This is a genomic window from Streptomyces sp. NPDC001717 (assembly GCF_042892775.1).
In the GTDB taxonomy this organism is placed as follows: domain Bacteria; phylum Actinomycetota; class Actinomycetes; order Streptomycetales; family Streptomycetaceae; genus Streptomyces.
The window spans coordinates 85,221-101,848 of sequence record NZ_JBIAUK010000008.1 but is presented as its reverse complement, the minus strand read 5'-3'; the positions used below and the strand labels follow the sequence as shown (position 1 = coordinate 101,848).

Here is a 16,628-nt window from a genome sequence, read left to right as displayed (position 1 = left end):
CCCCGCACCCCGCCCGCCGTTGACGCGCGGGCCGCGGAATCCTACTGTCGGGCATAGGATTCATTCGACGGAGTGGGAGCAGCAGATGAGCGAGCAGGCCAGGAAGACGGCCGAGGCACTGGAGTACCTCACCGGCTTCGGCAACGAGCACAGCTCGGAGGCCGTGCCGGGCGCGCTTCCGCTCGGCCGGAACTCGCCCCAGCGGGCCGCTCTCGGCCTGTACGCCGAGCAGCTCAGCGGCAGCGCCTTCACCGAGCCCCGCACCCACAACCGCCGTTCCTGGCTCTACCGGATCCGCCCCTCGGCCGCGCACCCGCCCTTCACCCGCGTCGACAACGGGGCCCTGCGCACCGCGCCCTTCACGGAGACCGTCCCGGACCCCAACCGACTGCGCTGGAACCCGCTGCCCACCCCGGCCCCCGGCACCGACTTCCTGGCCGGCCTGTGGACCCTGGGCGGCAACGGCGACGCGACCCAGCGCACCGGCATGGCCGTCCACCTGTACTCCGCCAACGCCGACATGACCGACCGGGTCTTCAGCGACTCCGACGGCGAGCTCCTGATCGTCCCCGAGCGCGGCGGCCTGCTGCTGCGCACCGAGCTCGGCCTGCTCTCCGCCGGCCCCGGCGAGGTCGCCCTGATCCCCCGCGGCGTCCGCTTCCGCGTCGAGCTCCTCGGGGACGACGCCCGCGGCTACGTCTGCGAGAACTACGGCCAGCCCTTCGAGCTGCCGAACCTGGGCCCGATCGGCGCCAACGGCCTCGCCGCCGCGCGGGACTTCCGCGCTCCGGTCGCCGCGTACGAGGACGTCGAGCGCCCGACCGAGGTGGTCAACAAGTTCTGCGGCAACCTCTGGTCGGCCACCTACGACCACTCCCCGCTGGACGTGGTCGCCTGGCACGGCACGCACGTCCCGTACGTGTACGACCTGCGCCGTTTCAACGTGATCGGGTCGATCAGCTACGACCACCCGGACCCGTCGATCTTCACGGTGCTGACCGCGCCCACCGACACCCCCGGACTGGCGGGCGTCGACTTCGTGGTCTTCGCCCCGCGCTGGCTGGTCGGCGAGGACACCTTCCGCCCGCCGTACTTCCACCGCAACGTGATGAGCGAGTACATGGGCCTGATCGAGGGCGCCTACGACGCCAAGGCCGAAGGGTTCGTCCCCGGCGGCGGCTCGCTCCACAACATGATGTCCGCGCACGGCCCGGACCGGGAGACCTTCGACCGGGCGAGCGCCGCCGAGCTGAAGCCGCAGAAGATCGACGACGGCCTGGCCTTCATGTTCGAGACCCGCTGGCCGATCACCGCCACCGCCCAGGCGGCCGGCGCGGACCACCTCCAGCGCGGATACGACGACGTCTGGCAGGGGCTCCAGCGCCACTTCCGCGCCTAATATGCGCAGGACACCACCCCTGTCAGCCCTACGGAGACCCCACCCGTGACCGCCTTCGCCCCCGACTCGCTGGTCCTGAACCGGAAACTTCCCCTTTGGTACCAGGTCTCGCAGTCGCTGCGCGCCTCGATACTCGGGCGCACGCCGGACGCCTCGCTGCGGCTGCCCACCGAGGAGCAGCTCGCAGGGCACTACGGGGTGAGCGTGCTGACCATGCGGCAGGCGCTCAAGGAGTTGGAGGGCGAGGGGCTGATCAGCCGGCACCGTCGGCGCGGCACCTTCATCGAACCGGGGGCCCGGCGGGCCGCCCCGGTGCGGCTGCTGGGCTCGGTCGACACGATCGTGGCCCAGCAGTCGGGCGAGCGCACGACGATCCTCGGGCACGCGCGGACGGCGGTGTCCGGGGAGCTGCTGGAGCACTTCCCGGACACCCCGGAGGTGGTCACGTACCGCAGGCTGCGCCACGACCGCGAGAGCGGGGAGCCCAGCAACTGGGCGGAGAACGCGGTCCTTCCGGAGTTCGCCGAGTCGGTCCGGCTCGCCGATCTCGAACGGTGGCCGATGACGAAGGTGCTGCGGGACATCGTGGGGGTGCGCATCAGCCGGATCACGGACACCGTCGAGGCGCGGCTCGCCGACCCGGAGACGGCCGAGCTGCTCCAGGTCCCGCTGCTCAGCCCGATCCTGCACTACACGGGCGTGACGTACGACGAGGACGGCCGGGTGGTGGACGTGGCGCGGATCCGCTACCGCGGCGACCGGTTCTCCTTCACGGTGACGGTCGACGCGCACTGACACCCGCCGTCGGCTGCGGCTGCGGCTACCGCTTCTCGTCGTCCTCCGCGGACCGCTCGCCCTCGGCCTGGGAGGGCGTGGTGCGCATCGTCTTCGGGTGGTGCGTCTGCTGCATCTGGGTCTCGTCCATGTCCTCGTCGAGCCGCTCCCCCTCGGCCTGCGACGGAGTCGAGTATTCGTCGTACTGACTCATGACATCTCCTCGGTCGATTCCACACATACACGTCATACGCGTACACAAGGAGCGTAGCTCTTCGGCCTGGGCGGAGCCCGGCCGCCGGGTCCCGTCGCTACCATCGGCGGCGTGAGCGAAGACGTACCGCTGCTGGACGATCTGATGCCCTGGTCCGTGGGCGGCCTGCGCCTGGGCCGGGACTGGGTGGCCGCGCCCGATCCCGCTTCCCTGCGCGCCCGCTGGGCGGCCCTGACCGGTGCCGAAGGCGCCGACCGGGAGCGGCTGTTCCGCCCGAGCCGGCTGCGCACCCCCGCCTCCGGGGCGGCCGCGCTGCCGGGGCAGCGTTCGGCGGCCACGGCCCGTTTCGCGGACGAGCCCGGCCCGTGCCCGGAACCGGTACGGGTGCTCCGCGAGCCCTTCGACGAGCAGTGGCTCCTGCCCGACCAGCGGCTCATCGACTCGGCCCGCCCGGAGCTGTGGCGGGTCCTGGACGAGCACCAGCTGTTCGCCGTCGAGACCCCCGAGCTGCTGGTCAGCGCACACCTCCCGGCCGGTCGGCTCGGGCGGATCCGGCCCCTGCACCGGCGCCCCGGCGGCGCCGAGCCCAATGTCGCCCCGGGCCTGCTCCCCCTGCTCGGCGAGCGGTACGGCGGCTGGGTCACCCCCGAGGACCTGCTGTGCTGGATCCTCGCCGCCGGCCGCCCCGGGCCGCGGGGGTACGAGGTCCCGCTCTCCACCGACCCGGGGCGCTGGCGGGCCGGGCTGGAGCTGGGACACCGGCTCCTCACCGTCCAGCTGCGCGGGGCGCGCGGCGGCGAGCCGCCCCGGCTGCCCGGCGGGCGCCGGCCGTACGTCCGCTCGGCGGTCGGGGCGTGGCCACTGGAGCTGTCGTACGACGCGGAGAGCGAGACCCTGGGCCTCGGCTCGGGCACGGTCTCCCCCGTCCCGGTCGGGGCCTGGGAGTACGAGGCGCAGGGCGTGCGGGTGCTGGAGGCCTGGTTCGCGGCCCGGGTGGCGCACCGGGCTCCCGATGCCGAGGGGCTGGTGGCGCTGGGTCCGGGGCAGTGGCCGCAGGCGTGGACCTCGGAGCTGTTGGCGCTGGTGACGACCCTGGCGCTGCTGGCGGACCTGGCGCCGGAGCGGGCGGCGTTCGAGCCGGGCCCGCTGCTGCCCGCGGCCGCGCTGCGGGCGGCCGCGGTGCTGCCGCCGCCGCGTTCGGCACGGCGCCCGGCCTCGGTGCTGGACCACCAGGAGGAGGGCCCGGGCGGGCAGTTCGCGCTGCTCTGACGCGTTGCCCGAGCCGCTCCGAACGCATAGCCCGGACTGCTCTGAACGTGTCCGGAATGCTCCGAGCACGTTGTCCGGGCCGCCCTGAGCCCGTGTCCGCGCCGCTCCGGACAGGTTGTCGACACCGCCCCGGGCGGCGCGATGCCGCCTACGCCTCGCCCCAGGCCCCCAGCAGCCGGGACACCGACCGGTCGAAGACCGCGGCCATGTCCACTCCCGGCTCGGGGGCGGGCCGGGCGCTCGTGAGGGCGGCGGCCAGCCGCGGGTACCGACCGGTGGCCAGCCGTGAGCCGAGCCAGGCGGCCCGGACGCTCGCCTCGGCGGCCTCGCTCCAGGGCAGGGAGCGGGCCCGCTCGGCCAGTGCCAGCTCGCTCGCCACGTACGTGGACACCATGCCGTTGACCGCGGCGACGAGTTCCAGCTTCTCGCCGTCCGGCACGTCGAGCGGGGCCAGGCAGTCGAGGCTGTGCTCCAGGTACGCGAGGGCGTTCGGGCTGAAGCCGTGGACGGGGCTGAGGAGCCCCGGCAGCCACGGGTGGCGGTGCATCAGGTCCCGTGTCTGGCGGGCCAGGGCGAGCAGGTCGGCCCGCCAGTCGCCGGTCGGCTGGGTGAACACGTACTCGCCGCTGACCGCGTCGACCATCAGCTCGTACAGGTCGTCCTTGCGCGGCACGTAGTTGTACAGGGACATCGTCCCGGCGCCGATCCCGGCGGCGACGCGCCGCATGGAGACGGCCTCGATCCCCTCCGCGTCGGCGATGCGCACCGCTTCGGCGGCGATCGACTCGCGGCTGTGCGCGGGCCTGGGGCCCCGGCCGGCGCGCTGCGGGCGGGACCAGATCACTTCGGGTTCAGCGGGTCGCCCGCCGGCTGTCATCGCTCGGATCACCTCGTCGTCTCGCCACCATCTTAGTTACGTACGCCGTACGTAGTGAGGTAGGGTGCCGCACATGACTACTACGTACGCTGTACTTAGTGAGGGGCTGGAGAAGAACTACGGGGACGTCCACGCCCTGCGCGGTCTCGACCTCGCCGTTCCGGAGGGCACGGTCTGCGGTCTCCTCGGCCCCAACGGAGCGGGCAAGACCACCGCCGTCCGGATCCTGACCACGCTGACCGCGCCCACCGGCGGCCGGGCGCTCGTCGCCGGCCACGACGTCACGCGCGAGCCCGCCGCCGTCCGCCGCGCCATCGGGGTCACCGGGCAGTACGCCTCCGTCGACGGGGACCTGACCGGCCGCGAGAACCTCCGGCTCTTCGCCCGGCTCGCCGGACTGCGCGGCCCCGCCGGCCGGTCCCGCGCCGACGGGCTGCTGGAGCGCTTCGGGCTCGGCGAGGCCGCGGACCGGGTCGCCGGCACCTGGTCCGGCGGGATGCGCCGCCGCCTCGACCTGGCCGCCGGGCTGATCACCCGCCCCGGCGTGCTGTTCCTCGACGAGCCCACCACCGGCCTGGATCCGTCGGCCCGCGAGCACATCTGGAGCGCCGTTCGAGAACTCGCGGCCGAGGGCACCACGGTGCTGCTCACCACGCAGTACCTGGAGGAGGCGGACCGGCTCGCCGACGACATCACGGTCGTCGACCGCGGCCGAGCCGTCGCGAACGGCACCCCCGTCGAGCTCAAGGCGCTGATCGGCGCCCGCGCCGAGGTCACCGTCCCCGGACCGGAGGCCCTCCCGCGCGCGGCGGCCGTCCTGGACCGGCTCACCGGCGGCCGGCCCGCGCTCGACGAGGAGCGCCTCACCGTCGGGGTGACCGTCCTCGACGCCGGGCTGACGCTGCCGCGGATCATCCGCGAACTCGACACCGCGGGCGTGCCCGTCACCGACGCGAGCCTGCGCCCGCCCACCCTCGACGAGGTGTTCCTGCGCCTCACCCGCATCCCCGCGCCCGTGACCCCGAAGGAGAACGCGGCATGAGCACCCTGCTGTCCGACGGCGGCGCCGTCCTGACCCGTCAACTGCAAAAGGCCCGGCACGCCCCGGCCCTGCTGATCCTCACGCAGACCATGCCGATCACGATGCTGCTGTTCTTCGGCTACGTCTTCGGCAGCGCGCTGGCCATGCCGGGCGCCGAGTACCGCGAGTTCCTGGTGCCCGGACTGCTCGCCGCGACCGCAGCGAACGGGCTGATGACCGGCATGTTCACGGCGGCGCAGGACGCCCACCGCGGGGTGATGGACCGCTTCCGGACCCTGCCCATGAGCCGCGCCGCCGTCCCGCTCGGGCAGACCGCGGCGGACCTGCTCACCACCGCCGCCTCGATGGTGCCGCTGATGCTGGTGGGACTCGCGATGGGGTGGCGGGTCGAGACCGGCCTGCCGGGCGCACTGGGCGCCCTGGGCGTGCTCCTGCTGTTCCGTTTCGCCTCCGCCTGGGTCGGCACGTACCTCGGCCTGCTCAGCAAGAGCGAGGAGGCGGCCGGGCAGCTCGGCAGCGCCACCTTCGTACTGCCGATGCTGTCGAGCGCGTACCTGCCGACGGCCGGGCTGCCCGGGTGGCTGCGCACGGTCGCGGAGTGGAACCCGATCAGCGCCGTCGCCACGGCCGTACGGGACCTGTGCGGGAACGCCGGGGCCGAGGCCGCACCGGGCGCCGCCTGGCCCGCCGCGCACCCGGTGGCGGGGGCGCTGCTCTGGGCGGTGCTGCTGCTCGCGGTGTTCGCGCCGCTCGCCACCCGCCGCTTCGCCCGGGGCGCGGCCGGCTGACCCGGCCCCGGGGGGTGACAGGGCGGGGTCGGACGGGATAGGGATCGGTGCCATGGACACCGCAAGCGCCGCTCCCGAACCGCTCCCGCTGGACGGCATCACCGTCGTCGCCGTCGAACAGGCCGTCTCGGCCCCCTTCGCCACCCGCCAGCTCGCCGATCTCGGCGCGCGGGTGATCAAGGTCGAGCGCCCCGACGGCGGCGACTTCGCGCGCGGCTACGACACCGCCGCCCACGGTCTCGCCTCGCACTTCGTGTGGGCCAACCGCGGCAAGGAGTCCATCGCACTCGACCTGAAGGACCCGCGCGGCCTGGAGGTCCTGCACCGACTGCTGGCGAACGCCGACGTCTTCGTGCAGAACCTCGCCCAGGGGGCCGCCGCCCGCCTCGGGATCGACTCGGCCGCGTTGTGCGCGCGCTACCCGCGACTGGTCGCCGTGGACGTCTCCGGCTACGGCCCGGAGGGCCCGTACGCGCACAAGCGGGCCTACGACATGCTCGTGCAGTGCGAGGCGGGGCTGGTGTCGGTGACCGGCACGCCGGAGCGGCCCGTCAAGGCGGGCATCCCCGCGGCGGACATCGCGGCCGCCATGTACGCCTTCTCGGGGGTGCTGGCCGCGCTGCTGCGCCGCGGGATCACCGGGCGCGGGGGCAGGGTGGAGGTGTCCATGCTGGACGCGCTCGCCGAGTGGATGGGGCATCCGCTGCACCACACGATGCACGGCGGCGAGCAGCCCGTACGGACGGGACTCGCGCACGCGGTGATCGCACCGTACGACGCCTACGCGACGGCCGACGGCGACCGGGTGCTGCTCTCCGTGCAGAACGACCGCGAGTGGCGACGGCTGGCCGAGCAGGTGCTGGAGCGGCCCGAGCTGGCCGACGACCCGTCGTACGCGACGAACGCGGCGCGCACCGTGAACCGGGAGAAGACCGACGCGGTGGTGGCCGAGGCCCTGGGTCGGCTGCGCGCGGACGAGGCGATCGGGCGGCTGGAGGCGGCGGGCATCGCCTGCGCGCGGCTCAACTCGGTGGCACAACTGGCCGGGCACCCCCAGTTGGCGGCCCGGGACCGATGGCGGGAGGTGGATTCGCCGGTCGGTCCGCTGCGGGCCTTGCTGCCGCCGATCGGGCTGCCGGGCGGCGCGGCACCGCACATGGGTGCGGTGCCCGCGCTGGGCGAACACGCCGGGGCCCTGCTGCGCGCCCTGGGGATGACGGACGCGCAGATCTCGGACCTTCGCCGGGACGGTGTGGTGGGCGTGTTCGCGTAGGGCCGGGGAACCGGCGACCGGGACGGCCGACGGCTGCGGTGCGGGGACGGACGGGCAGTTACGAGCGGCGGCTGCCGAAGAGCGTGCGACGCAGACGGCGCAGCGGGGCGAAGAGCGAGACGCGCGCGCTCCGGCTCCGCAGGCGGTGCGTGTGGTCGCGGGAGGTGAGCTCGCGCATCAGCAGGGTCGCCTCGGCGGTCTCCCGGTGCGGGAGGGCGGGTCCGCCCAGCACGGCGAGGTGACGGTCGAGGCGCGAGCTGCTCGCGCTGCTGCCGCAGGTGATGGCAGGCACGCGTGGCGGCCTGCTGCGCATTGCTATCTGTTCCATGATCTCTCCCCACCCGTACAAGGGCACCCGACCCGGGCAGGTTAACCCTATCGCCCCCACAACGCCCTCGGGTATCCCGGTGGTGTGAATTACCCCTATCGCGACGGGGAGTTGACGATTACTCAGCGGAGTCACCCGTCACTCTCCGCATAGATGTGCCGAGTTCGGAACGGTGCGCCACCAGTCGCGTCACGACAGGAGCCACACGACCCGCCCTGCGCTAACTTGGAGTGATCACCTCATGACGCAGGGGAGGCTCGCGTGGCTGGGAACGTGCGTGGACCGGGTGCCGGGGGTGGGGAATCGCACTCCGATCGTGTCGTCTCCGGCCGCTACCGGCTGCTCGAACCCATCGGCCGCGGCGGGATGGGCCTCGTGTGGCGGGCCCGGGACGAGGTGCTGGCCCGTGAGGTCGCCGTCAAGGAAGTGCTCGCGCCGGCCTGGATGGAGGCCGGCGAACTCGCCCGGCTGTACCGGCGGCTGGAGCGGGAGGCGTGGGCTGCGGCCCGCGTCTCGCACCGCGGGGTCGTCACGGTCTACGACGTGGCCTCCGAGGACGGCCGGCCGTGGATCGTGATGGAGCTGGTGCGGGGCCTCTCGCTGGCCGAGGTGCTGGAGGCCGAGGGGCCGATGCCCGCGCGGCGGGCCGCGCACATCGGGGAACAGGTACTGGCCGCGCTGCGCTCCGCGCACGACTCGGGGGTGCTGCACCGGGACGTCAAGCCCGGCAACGTACTGCTCGCCAATGACGGCCGCGTGGTGCTGAGCGATTTCGGGATCGCCGGCCTGGAGGGTTCCCCGGCGATCACGATGACGGGCGAGGTGGTCGGCTCGCCCGAGTTCCTGGCCCCGGAGCGGGCACTCGGGCAGGACCCCGGCCCCGCGTCGGACCTGTGGTCGCTCGGGGTCATGCTGTACACCGCCGTCGAGGGCGCGCCCCCGTTCCGCGGCGGGAGCCCGGTGGACGTCCTGCGGGCGGTGGTGGAGGAGGAGTTGCCGCCCGCGCGCCGGGCGGGCCCGCTGGAGCCCGTGCTGGAAGGGCTGCTGCGCAAGGACCCCGCCGCCAGGCTGTCCGCGGCGGACGCGGCCCGGATGCTGCGGGTGGTGGGGGCGGGAGGGGCCGTACGGGCCCCGGGCGGGCCGGTGTCGGGGCCCGACTCGCCGACGGCGGTCGCGCACCACCACGAGCAAGGACACGACGACCGGCGCCGGCCGCTCGACGCTCCCCCGTCCGAGCCCGGACCACAGGTGGTGCGGCGGAGCGGGGCCGGCGCGGTGCTGACCGTCGGGATCGTGGTGCTGCTCGCGGCGCTGGCCCTGCTGGGGTGGCTGCTGGTGAAGGACCGTCAGGGCGCGGGCGAGGGCCGGGGCGCGGGCCCCACCGGCTCGGCGAGCGGTTCGCCGGGCGCCACGACGACGCCCTCGGCGACACGGTCCGCTTCGGCTCCCGCATCCGCGTCGGCCTCGCCGTCGGGCGCGGCGGGTCGGGACGTGCTCGCGTACGTGGACGTCGTGCGCTCCTCCTACACCGGCACCTGCCCGCCGCCCGCGGATCGGGCGCCCGCCTTCACCGCCACGGTCGAGGTGGAGCGCACCCCGGTGACGCTGGAGTACCGGTGGGCCACGCGGAGCGGGAGGGGCTCCGGTCCGGGCTGGCAGTCCGTCACGTACGAGGCGGGCGGGCCGAGGAGCCGGCGGCTGGAGCACAGCGAGCTCACGTACGCGGCGGACGCGGACTGGCACGACGCGGTGCGGCTGGAGGTGCGCGGGCCGGCCGAGGTGGCCACGCAGTGGGTGGACATCTCCGTGACCTGCGAGAAGGAGACTCCGACGAGCGGAGCCTCCTCCCCCGGTCCGGGCCCGTCACCGAGTCCGACGCCGAGTTCGACGTCGAGCCCGGCGCCGAGCCCGGCTGCCGCGGATCCCGCGGCCGGTCAGGCCGCGTTCGTGAAGACGGGCAGGTAGCCGCCGGACTGTCCGGCGGCGGTCGGGTGGTAGGACTCGCCGATGTTCAGCCAGTTGACACTGTGCAGCCAGGCGTCGCCGGAGCAGATCTCGTGGCCGGTGAAGGCGCCGGCGACCGAGGCGAAGGTGAAGCCGTGGTTGGCGGCGCGCTTGGCGATGGCCGCGTTGAGGTAGTCGGCCGCGCCGTTGATGGCGGAGCGTTCGCCCTCGGTCAGACCGGTGACGCAGGTGCCGTTCAGCTTGTAGAAGCGGGGGTAGCCGAGGACGACGACGTGCGCGGAGGGCGCCCGTCCGGAGATGGCGTTGTACACCTGGTCGAGCTGACCGGGGAGGGTGGAGTCCACGTACGCCTTCGCCTGGTTGACGCGGGCGACGCAGGTGGCCTCGGATTGGAGCACACAGGTCGTCATGACGTCGGAGAATCCCGCGTCGTTGCCGCCGATGGTGATGCTGACCAGGTCGGTGCCGGAGTTGAGCGGGCCGAGCTGGCCGGACAGGACATCACCCGTACGGGCGCCCGAGCACGCGGCGAAGGAGAAGGTCTGCGGGGCGTGGGCCGCGGCCCACAGGGCGGGGTAGGCGCGGGTGGTGCGCTTGCAGTTGCCGCTCGCGCTGTCGTAGTTGCCGGCCCCGACACCGGAGGAGTACGAGTCGCCGAGGGCGACGTAGCCGAAGTCGGCCTGCGCCGCGGCGGCCGCCTGGCCCGCACCGAACAGGGCCGCCCCCGCTGCGAGTAACAGCGAGGACGTCAAGGCGGCGAAACGCGTCATTCTCATGCTCATGGGGGTGCGGCTCCCTTGTGGGGGGTGTGGGGGTTCCTCCGGTATGACGCGGGTGTCACGCCGGAGTTACCGCGGAGTTACTGCTGAGTCCGTGGTACAAGGAGCCGGGGCCTTCTGGAAGTGTCCATGCCAAGAATGTTCGGAGTAGGGTTCCGGGCCGAATCTTCACGTCCGGCACGTTTGAAGAGGGAACCCTGCCACCCGAACCGGGGAAACACGGGTGCAAGAGGGCACCCCGTGCCGGATCATGGGCGCCATGCCAGCCAACCCGCATGACGCGCTGCCGATCCGGCTCAATGTCGACGACAGCGATTCGCCGTCGGATGTCGTGGACGCGTTGTTCCTCGGCCGGTTCGCGTCCGGCGAGCAGCCGTACTCCCACAGCCTGTCGATCGACCGGGTGAAGGTGGACGCGACCCTGCTGCCGCCCGGGGCCAAGGTCCTGCGCTCGGCGCGCGACAGCGACCGCAGCGCCACCCTCGCGGAGGGCGAGGGCTGGACCATGCTCGTCTCGCGCTGGAGCCGGGGCGCGGACGTCACGGTGACGGCGGTCAGCGACGAACTCGCCCAGAGCGTGCTCGGCGATGCCACGGAGGGCGTGCAGGACGAACCGGAACCGCAGCCCGAGAACGTCACGATGGGCTTCTGGTACGTGTCCCCGCGCCGGGGACCGTACCGGACGACCCGCCAGATCGCCGCCGGCACCTGGGCGGAGGTCCGGCCGAACTACACGGCGCCGGTGGCCGGGGCGATGGACCGGCTGATGAAGGTCACCCCGGACGACATCGCGGGCCGGCTGCTGCTGCTCCACGGGCCGCCGGGAACGGGCAAGACCTCGGCGCTGCGCACCCTCGCCCGGTCCTGGCGGGACTGGTGCCAGGTGGACTGCGTACTGGATCCGGAACGGCTGTTCAACGACGTCGGCTACCTGATGGACATCGCGATCGGGGAGGACGAGGGCACGGCGAAGGGCCGTTGGCGGCTGCTGCTGCTGGAGGACTGCGACGAGCTGATCCGCGGCGAGGCCCGGCACACGGCGGGGCAGGCGCTGTCCCGGCTCCTGAACCTCACGGACGGGCTCCTGGGCCAGGGCCGCAACGTCCTGGTCGGCGTCACCACCAACGAGGACCTCGAACGCCTCCACCCGGCGGTGGTCCGCCCGGGCCGGTGCCTGGCGCGCATCGAGGTCGGCCGGCTGACGCACCGCGAGGCGGTGGACTGGCTCGGCACGGACGAGGGCGTGTCCCGCGAGGGCGCGAGCCTGGCGGAACTCTTCGCCCTGCGGCGGGGCACGGGACCGGCGGTGTTGCCGGCGCAGGCGCCGTCGGAGGCGGGCCTGTACCTCTAGCCTCCGGCGGGCGTGCGGATGGTCGTCTGGCGCGGCCCAACTGCCGGGGCTCCGCCCGTACCCCGCGCCGCCGCCGGAGGCAAAACCAGCCCCGCCGGCGCTTGGGGCACGGAGGTTGGGGGGGCGGAGCCCCCGCGGCGGCGCGGCACCTACTTCGCGTACCGGGCCCGGACGGCTTCGGCGGCGGCGGACACGGCTTCGGCTTCCGTCAGGCCGAGCCGGTGCGCCCGGTCCGCGTAGGCCTGGGCGGCGGACGCGGCCTCGCGGGCGGCGCCCTCACCCGCCGCCGCGACGAACGTCCCGTTGCGCCCCCGCGTCTCGATCACCCCGTCCGCTTCCAGCGCCCGGTACGCCTTCGCGACGGTGTTGGCGGCCAGCCCCAGCTCCTCCGCCAGCCCCCGCACGGTGGGCAGTTTGAAGCCGGCCGGCAGTTTCCCCGAGCGGGCCCGGTCGGCGATCTGCGCGCGCAGCTGCTCGTACGGCGCGGCCGAGCCGGTCCGCACGTCGATGGTGATCTTCAGGTTCGTCGAGGTCACGCGGGTGATTGTCCACCATCGCCGGTTAATTGGGAGGCGACCGGTCCACCCCGCACGTAGCGTCGGCCGCATGACCGTCCCGATCCGCGCGATGAAGACGCGCTACGCGAAGGAACTGGAGACGAAGTGAGCGTGCAGGAGCTGACCGTGGCACTGGTCAAGGCCGGACGTGAAAAGATCCGCTACCCGGCCGCGCAGGTGGCCGACGACGGCGACCGGATCTCCGTACGCGCCCCCTGGGCGGCGGAGGGCGTGCGCGACTTCGGTTTCGTGCGCTTCGAGCCGGGCGACGTGTTCGTCGAACACTTCTGGCGCACCCGCTGGTACGCGGTCAAGGAGGTGTGGACCGGCGACGGCGTCCTCAAGGGCTGGTACTGCGACGTCACGCGTCCGGCCGTGGTGCGCGAGGGAGTGATCACCGTGGAGGACCTGGACCTCGACCTGTGGGTCTCGGCGGACGGGACCTCCGTACTGCGCCTGGACGAGGACGAGTTCGCCGAGAGCGGTCTCGCCACGAGCGACCCGGAGGCCGCGGCCCAGGCCGTACGCGCCCTGGACGCCCTGGACGAGCAGGCCCGAACCCCGGCCGGCTTGCCCGCGCTGCTCGGATAGCCGGTCGCGTACGCACGCGGAGCGGCGCGGCGGGGCCGGGGAAGGGGTGGGGGGAGCGGCTCCCACCACCCCTTCCCCGGCCCCTTCCTTGGCCCCCGCTTACCGCTTCCTTAAGCGGACCCTAAAGATCCTCTCCGGGCGCCCGGATCCGGCGAAAGCCGTGGTCCGGGGGGCTAGCTTGGCGGGGCCAGGACAGGAAGGGCCCGATGTGGCGCCGCCGGGGGGCGGCGCCACTGAGCCCGATTCCGCCGGCGCATCCCTGCCTTTCGCCCTGAGGAGGCCCACCCATGTCCGCACGCCCCCGTACCGCGACCCGTATCGCCGGCGTCGCCCTCGTCCCGCTCGCGGTGGCGGCGTACTCGGCCGTTCCCGCGGCCGCGCACGGCTCGATGACGGACCCGGTCAGCCGGGTGGCGGCGTGCTACGCGGAGGGGCCCGAATCCCCCAAGTCGGCGGCGTGCAAGGCCGCCGTCGCGGCGAGCGGGGCCCAGGCGTTCTACGACTGGAACGCCGTGAACATCGCCAACGCGGCCGGGAACCACCGGGCGTTGATCCCCAACGGCCAGCTGTGCTCCGCCGGCAACGACAAGTACCAGGGCCTGGACCTGGCGCGCGCCGACTGGCCGGCCAGCCCGATGACGGCGGGCCCGCACACCTTCCGCTACAAGGGGACCGCCCCGCACAAGGGTTCCTTCGAGCTGTACGTGACGAAGGACGGCTACGACCCGTCGCAGCCGCTGAAGTGGTCCGACCTGGAGCCGACCCCGTTCGCGAAGGTCGCCGACCCGGGCATGCAGAACGGTGACTACGTGTTCACCGGCACCGTCCCGAAGAAGTCCGGCCGCCACCTGATCTACAGCATCTGGCAGCGCTCGGACAGCCCGGAGGCCTTCTACACCTGCTCGGACGTCGTCTTCGGCAAGGACAGCGGCGGTGACGGGGGCAACGGCGGCAACGGGGGCAACACCGGTGGAGCCACCGCGAAGCCCACGGCCAAGGCCGGTGCGAGCGCCACCGCGGCCCCCTCGGCTCCGACGGACCAGCAGATCGCCGACGGGGCGGGCAAGTCCACGGTGGAGCACAACGGGCACGGCGACAACGACCCGAAGACGAACGGGAGCTCGACCCCCGTCGCCGCCTCCGCCACCCCGGCCCCGACGCGCGCCGCCCACAACCTCGCGGAGACCGGCGGCAACAGCGCCACCCCGGTGATCGCGGTGGCCGGGGCCGCCGTCCTCGCCGTGGGTGCGGCCGTGCTGTTCGGGCTGGCCCGCCGCCGCACTTCCCCGACGACGGGCCGCCACGGGCGCTAGCCGGCCGCTAGTCGAAGACCGAGGCGCAGGTGGTCCGTTCGGCGTGCGCCGGGTCGAGGGCGTTGGCAGCCTCGTGCCAGGCGATCCGGTCGGTGAGTCCGATGGCGACGTGCTCGGAGAGGTCCAGGAAGCAGAGGTCCTGGAGCACGACGTTGCGGACGTCGGGGCCGCTCAGGAACTGGGTCTGGTACGGGGTGACCACCTCGTCGTACTTGGTGGCGATCACCGTGTACTTCACGCCGGGGACGGTGTCGCCGCCCGCGTTCAGCTTCTGCTGGAAGGCGGATCCGGCGATCTGGTCGGCGAGGCCCGGGGTCGCGGTGGTGATCAGGTCCTCGGCTCCGGGGAAGTACGGGAGCAGCTTGGTGAAGCCGAGCAGGTCGGTGCCGTGGTTGTCGGGTGCGAGCCCCACCAGGGCGTTGACCTTCGCGGCTCCGCCGAGGAACTTCAGGTAGTAGCGCGGCATCATGCCGCCCTGCGAGTGGCCGATGATGTCGGTCTTCGCGGAGCCGGTGGCGGCGAGCACCTTGTCGACGAAGACGGCGAGCTGCCCGGCGGACTTGTCGATGGGCCCGAGCCCGTTGAAGAGGGGCACGCCGGGCAGCTGTCCGTAGTCGAGGGAGTAGACGCAGTAGCCGCGGTTCACCAGGTACGGGGCGAGGCCGAGCCAGTTGTCCCAGGAGTTGCCGAAGGTGCCGTGCACGAGCACGACGGGGCGCGGGTGCGCGGCGGAGGGCTTGCAGGACCAGTTGTTCCAGCCGCTGCTGGGAGCCGTCGAGGCCTGCGCGACGCCGGTGGGACCGACGAGCGCGGCGGCGGTGAGGGTGAGGACGGCCAGCTGGCGGAGCAGTCGTCTCCAGGGCAGCATCGTGTGATCTCCTTGCGTTCGACTCAAGGGGATGGGGCGTGGGGGTTCGTCCCGTGATCCGGATCACAAGGGGCGCTGCTGCCGCTAAATTACGGGCGAGTAGCAAGAGTTGGAAGTTACGCGTCGGTAAAAATTCGCGTGTCGAGCGCCCCTCTGTGGCAGCGCCGTCATGCCGCTGTCATGCCGCGAGCGTGCCCCGCGCGATGACGTGCGGTCCGAAGCGTGCGCGGAGCCGGTCCGTGACGGCCTCCAGTCGGCGGGCCTTGTCGTCCTCGGGGTCGAGGCTGAGCTGCCGCGCGGCCCCTTCGGCCGGGCCCAGGTCCTCGGCCCGCAGGGACAGCGCGCGGACCCTGGCCCGCTGGAGGCCGAGGCCCTCGTAGAGGGCGTAGGCGGTGGCGGTCAGGGTGGGCGTGTGCGCGGTGGGTTCGCCGAGGGTGCGGGTGCGCGTGAGGGTGGTGCGGTCGGCGCAGCGGACGGTGAGCGAGAGGGTCCGACAGACCTGGCCCCGGCCCCGTTCCCCCGACCCTTGTGTACGAAGCCGTGCGCCGAGCTCCTCGGTCAGCGAGAGCAACGCCCGCCGGTGCCGTACGGGATCCAGCTCGTCCAGGTCGAAGGCCCGCTCGGCGGCGACGGCCCGGGCGGCCGACCCCGGCCGGACGGGGGTCCGGTCGATGCCCAGGGCACGTTCGTGCACCTCACGTCCGAGCCGGGCCCCGAGGATCCGCCGCAGTGCCGCGGGCGGCGCGGCGGCGACCCGGCCGACGGAGTCGAGACCGTAGGAGCACAGCGTGCGGGCGACCTTGGGGCCGACCCCGTCGAGGGCGCCGACGGGCTTGCCGGCGAGGAACTCCCGTACGGCGGCGGGCTCGTCGGGGATCAGCAGGGTTCCCCCGGGCCGGGCCTCGCGGGCCGCCGCCCGGGCCAGCATGGGGTTGCCGGCCACGCCGACGGCGGCGTCCACCCCGTACAGGGCGAGGGCCCGCACCCGGATCACGGCGGCCAGTCGGTCGGCGTCACAGCCGAAGTAGCGCAGCGCGCCCCGGACATCGGCGAGTGCGGCGTCGGGCGGCAGCGCCTGCACGGCCGGGGTCAGCCCGCCGAGCAGCGCGAGCACCCCGGCGTACGCCTCGGCCCCGAGCGGCCCCCCGCCGACGGGCCGCAGCCGCAGACACATGACGGCCCGGCCGCCCCCCGCCCGCCCTGCCGCCGCCCGCGGGGAAGCCGGGGACGCGGCCGGCTC

The 16,628-nt window shown here is 73.7% G+C and carries 17 protein-coding genes; 10 read left to right on the top strand and 7 right to left on the bottom strand.

All coding sequences use genetic code 11. The annotated features are described in order from the left end of the window. Positions 1 to 85: 85 nt before the first annotated feature. Together hmgA and ACFYZL_RS16560 are read left to right on the top strand one after the other, a co-directional pair. Positions 86 to 1,399: a homogentisate 1,2-dioxygenase gene (gene hmgA / locus ACFYZL_RS16565; protein WP_384748348.1), complete on the top strand. Its 1,314-nt coding sequence runs from the start codon at positions 86 to 88 to the stop codon at positions 1,397 to 1,399. A gap of 45 nt (positions 1,400 to 1,444) precedes the next feature. After that, on the top strand, positions 1,445 to 2,194 hold the full coding sequence (locus ACFYZL_RS16560) for a GntR family transcriptional regulator (RefSeq protein WP_384748351.1): 750 nt from the start codon (positions 1,445 to 1,447) through the stop codon (positions 2,192 to 2,194). Between the two features lie 25 nt (positions 2,195 to 2,219). Here the strand turns inward: ACFYZL_RS16560 and ACFYZL_RS16555 are convergent, their stop codons facing one another. Continuing rightward, on the bottom strand, positions 2,220 to 2,387 hold the full coding sequence (locus ACFYZL_RS16555) for a hypothetical protein (protein WP_384591369.1): 168 nt from the start codon (positions 2,385 to 2,387) through the stop codon (positions 2,220 to 2,222). Between the two features lie 144 nt (positions 2,388 to 2,531). On the opposite strand from ACFYZL_RS16555, the gene ACFYZL_RS16550 reads away from it, so the two are divergent. Beyond that, on the top strand, positions 2,532 to 3,656 hold the full coding sequence (locus ACFYZL_RS16550) for a type ISP restriction/modification enzyme (protein WP_384748411.1): 1,125 nt from the start codon (positions 2,532 to 2,534) through the stop codon (positions 3,654 to 3,656). A 148-nt stretch (positions 3,657 to 3,804) separates the two neighbouring features. Here the strand turns inward: ACFYZL_RS16550 and ACFYZL_RS16545 are convergent, their stop codons facing one another. Further along, positions 3,805 to 4,533, bottom strand: a complete 729-nt coding sequence (locus ACFYZL_RS16545) for a TetR/AcrR family transcriptional regulator (protein ID WP_388679543.1) — start codon at positions 4,531 to 4,533, stop codon at positions 3,805 to 3,807. A 73-nt stretch (positions 4,534 to 4,606) separates the two neighbouring features. Between ACFYZL_RS16545 and ACFYZL_RS16540 the strand changes: the two genes are divergently transcribed. From ACFYZL_RS16540 to ACFYZL_RS16530, 3 genes are read left to right on the top strand one after another with little or no spacing between them, the layout of a single operon-like run. Next, positions 4,607 to 5,575, top strand: a complete 969-nt coding sequence (locus tag ACFYZL_RS16540; protein ID WP_388679540.1) for an ATP-binding cassette domain-containing protein — start codon at positions 4,607 to 4,609, stop codon at positions 5,573 to 5,575. Further along, positions 5,572 to 6,363 (top strand): ABC transporter permease, encoded by a 792-nt coding sequence (locus ACFYZL_RS16535; RefSeq protein WP_384748361.1) that lies wholly within the window; start codon positions 5,572 to 5,574, stop codon positions 6,361 to 6,363. Before ACFYZL_RS16540 ends, ACFYZL_RS16535 begins: the two co-directional genes overlap by 4 nt. A gap of 52 nt (positions 6,364 to 6,415) precedes the next feature. Next, complete coding sequence (locus ACFYZL_RS16530; RefSeq protein ID WP_388679537.1) at positions 6,416 to 7,636, top strand: CaiB/BaiF CoA transferase family protein; 1,221 nt, start codon at positions 6,416 to 6,418, stop codon at positions 7,634 to 7,636. 58 nt (positions 7,637 to 7,694) lie between these two features. Here the strand turns inward: ACFYZL_RS16530 and ACFYZL_RS16525 are convergent, their stop codons facing one another. Next, positions 7,695 to 7,964, bottom strand: coding sequence for a hypothetical protein (locus ACFYZL_RS16525; RefSeq protein ID WP_384591384.1), 270 nt, complete (start codon positions 7,962 to 7,964; stop codon positions 7,695 to 7,697). Positions 7,965 to 8,330: 366 nt separating this feature from the next. Here ACFYZL_RS16525 and ACFYZL_RS16520 point away from each other — a divergent pair, with 366 nt between their 5' ends. Continuing rightward, positions 8,331 to 9,929: a protein kinase gene (locus ACFYZL_RS16520; protein WP_388679706.1), complete on the top strand. Its 1,599-nt coding sequence runs from the start codon at positions 8,331 to 8,333 to the stop codon at positions 9,927 to 9,929. On the opposite strand, the gene ACFYZL_RS16515 is transcribed toward ACFYZL_RS16520, so the two are convergent. Next, a complete protein-coding gene (locus ACFYZL_RS16515) occupies positions 9,899 to 10,705 on the bottom strand; it encodes an SGNH/GDSL hydrolase family protein (protein WP_384748416.1) in 807 nt (268 codons plus the stop codon). The two genes, ACFYZL_RS16520 and ACFYZL_RS16515, sit on opposite strands and share 31 nt — an antisense overlap. A 262-nt stretch (positions 10,706 to 10,967) precedes the next feature. Between ACFYZL_RS16515 and ACFYZL_RS16510 the strand changes: the two genes are divergently transcribed. Beyond that, positions 10,968 to 12,059, top strand: coding sequence for a DUF5925 domain-containing protein (locus ACFYZL_RS16510; RefSeq protein WP_384748368.1), 1,092 nt, complete (start codon positions 10,968 to 10,970; stop codon positions 12,057 to 12,059). A 149-nt stretch (positions 12,060 to 12,208) separates the two neighbouring features. On the opposite strand, the gene ACFYZL_RS16505 is transcribed toward ACFYZL_RS16510, so the two are convergent. Beyond that, on the bottom strand, positions 12,209 to 12,595 hold the full coding sequence (locus ACFYZL_RS16505) for a GntR family transcriptional regulator (RefSeq protein ID WP_384748371.1): 387 nt from the start codon (positions 12,593 to 12,595) through the stop codon (positions 12,209 to 12,211). A gap of 126 nt (positions 12,596 to 12,721) precedes the next feature. On the opposite strand from ACFYZL_RS16505, the gene ACFYZL_RS16500 reads away from it, so the two are divergent. After that, positions 12,722 to 13,207 carry a DUF402 domain-containing protein gene (locus ACFYZL_RS16500; RefSeq protein ID WP_384748374.1) on the top strand — a complete coding sequence of 162 codons (486 nt, stop codon included), beginning with the start codon at positions 12,722 to 12,724 and terminating at the stop codon, positions 13,205 to 13,207. A 287-nt stretch (positions 13,208 to 13,494) separates the two neighbouring features. Then, positions 13,495 to 14,520 (top strand): lytic polysaccharide monooxygenase, encoded by a 1,026-nt coding sequence (locus ACFYZL_RS16495; protein WP_384748377.1) that lies wholly within the window; start codon positions 13,495 to 13,497, stop codon positions 14,518 to 14,520. 7 nt (positions 14,521 to 14,527) lie between these two features. Here the strand turns inward: ACFYZL_RS16495 and ACFYZL_RS16490 are convergent, their stop codons facing one another. Continuing rightward, positions 14,528 to 15,388: an esterase/lipase family protein gene (locus tag ACFYZL_RS16490; RefSeq protein ID WP_384589202.1), complete on the bottom strand. Its 861-nt coding sequence runs from the start codon at positions 15,386 to 15,388 to the stop codon at positions 14,528 to 14,530. Positions 15,389 to 15,566: 178 nt separating this feature from the next. Continuing rightward, positions 15,567 to 16,562 carry a hypothetical protein gene (locus ACFYZL_RS16485; protein ID WP_388679703.1) on the bottom strand — a complete coding sequence of 332 codons (996 nt, stop codon included), beginning with the start codon at positions 16,560 to 16,562 and terminating at the stop codon, positions 15,567 to 15,569. Positions 16,563 to 16,628: the final 66 nt, after the last annotated feature.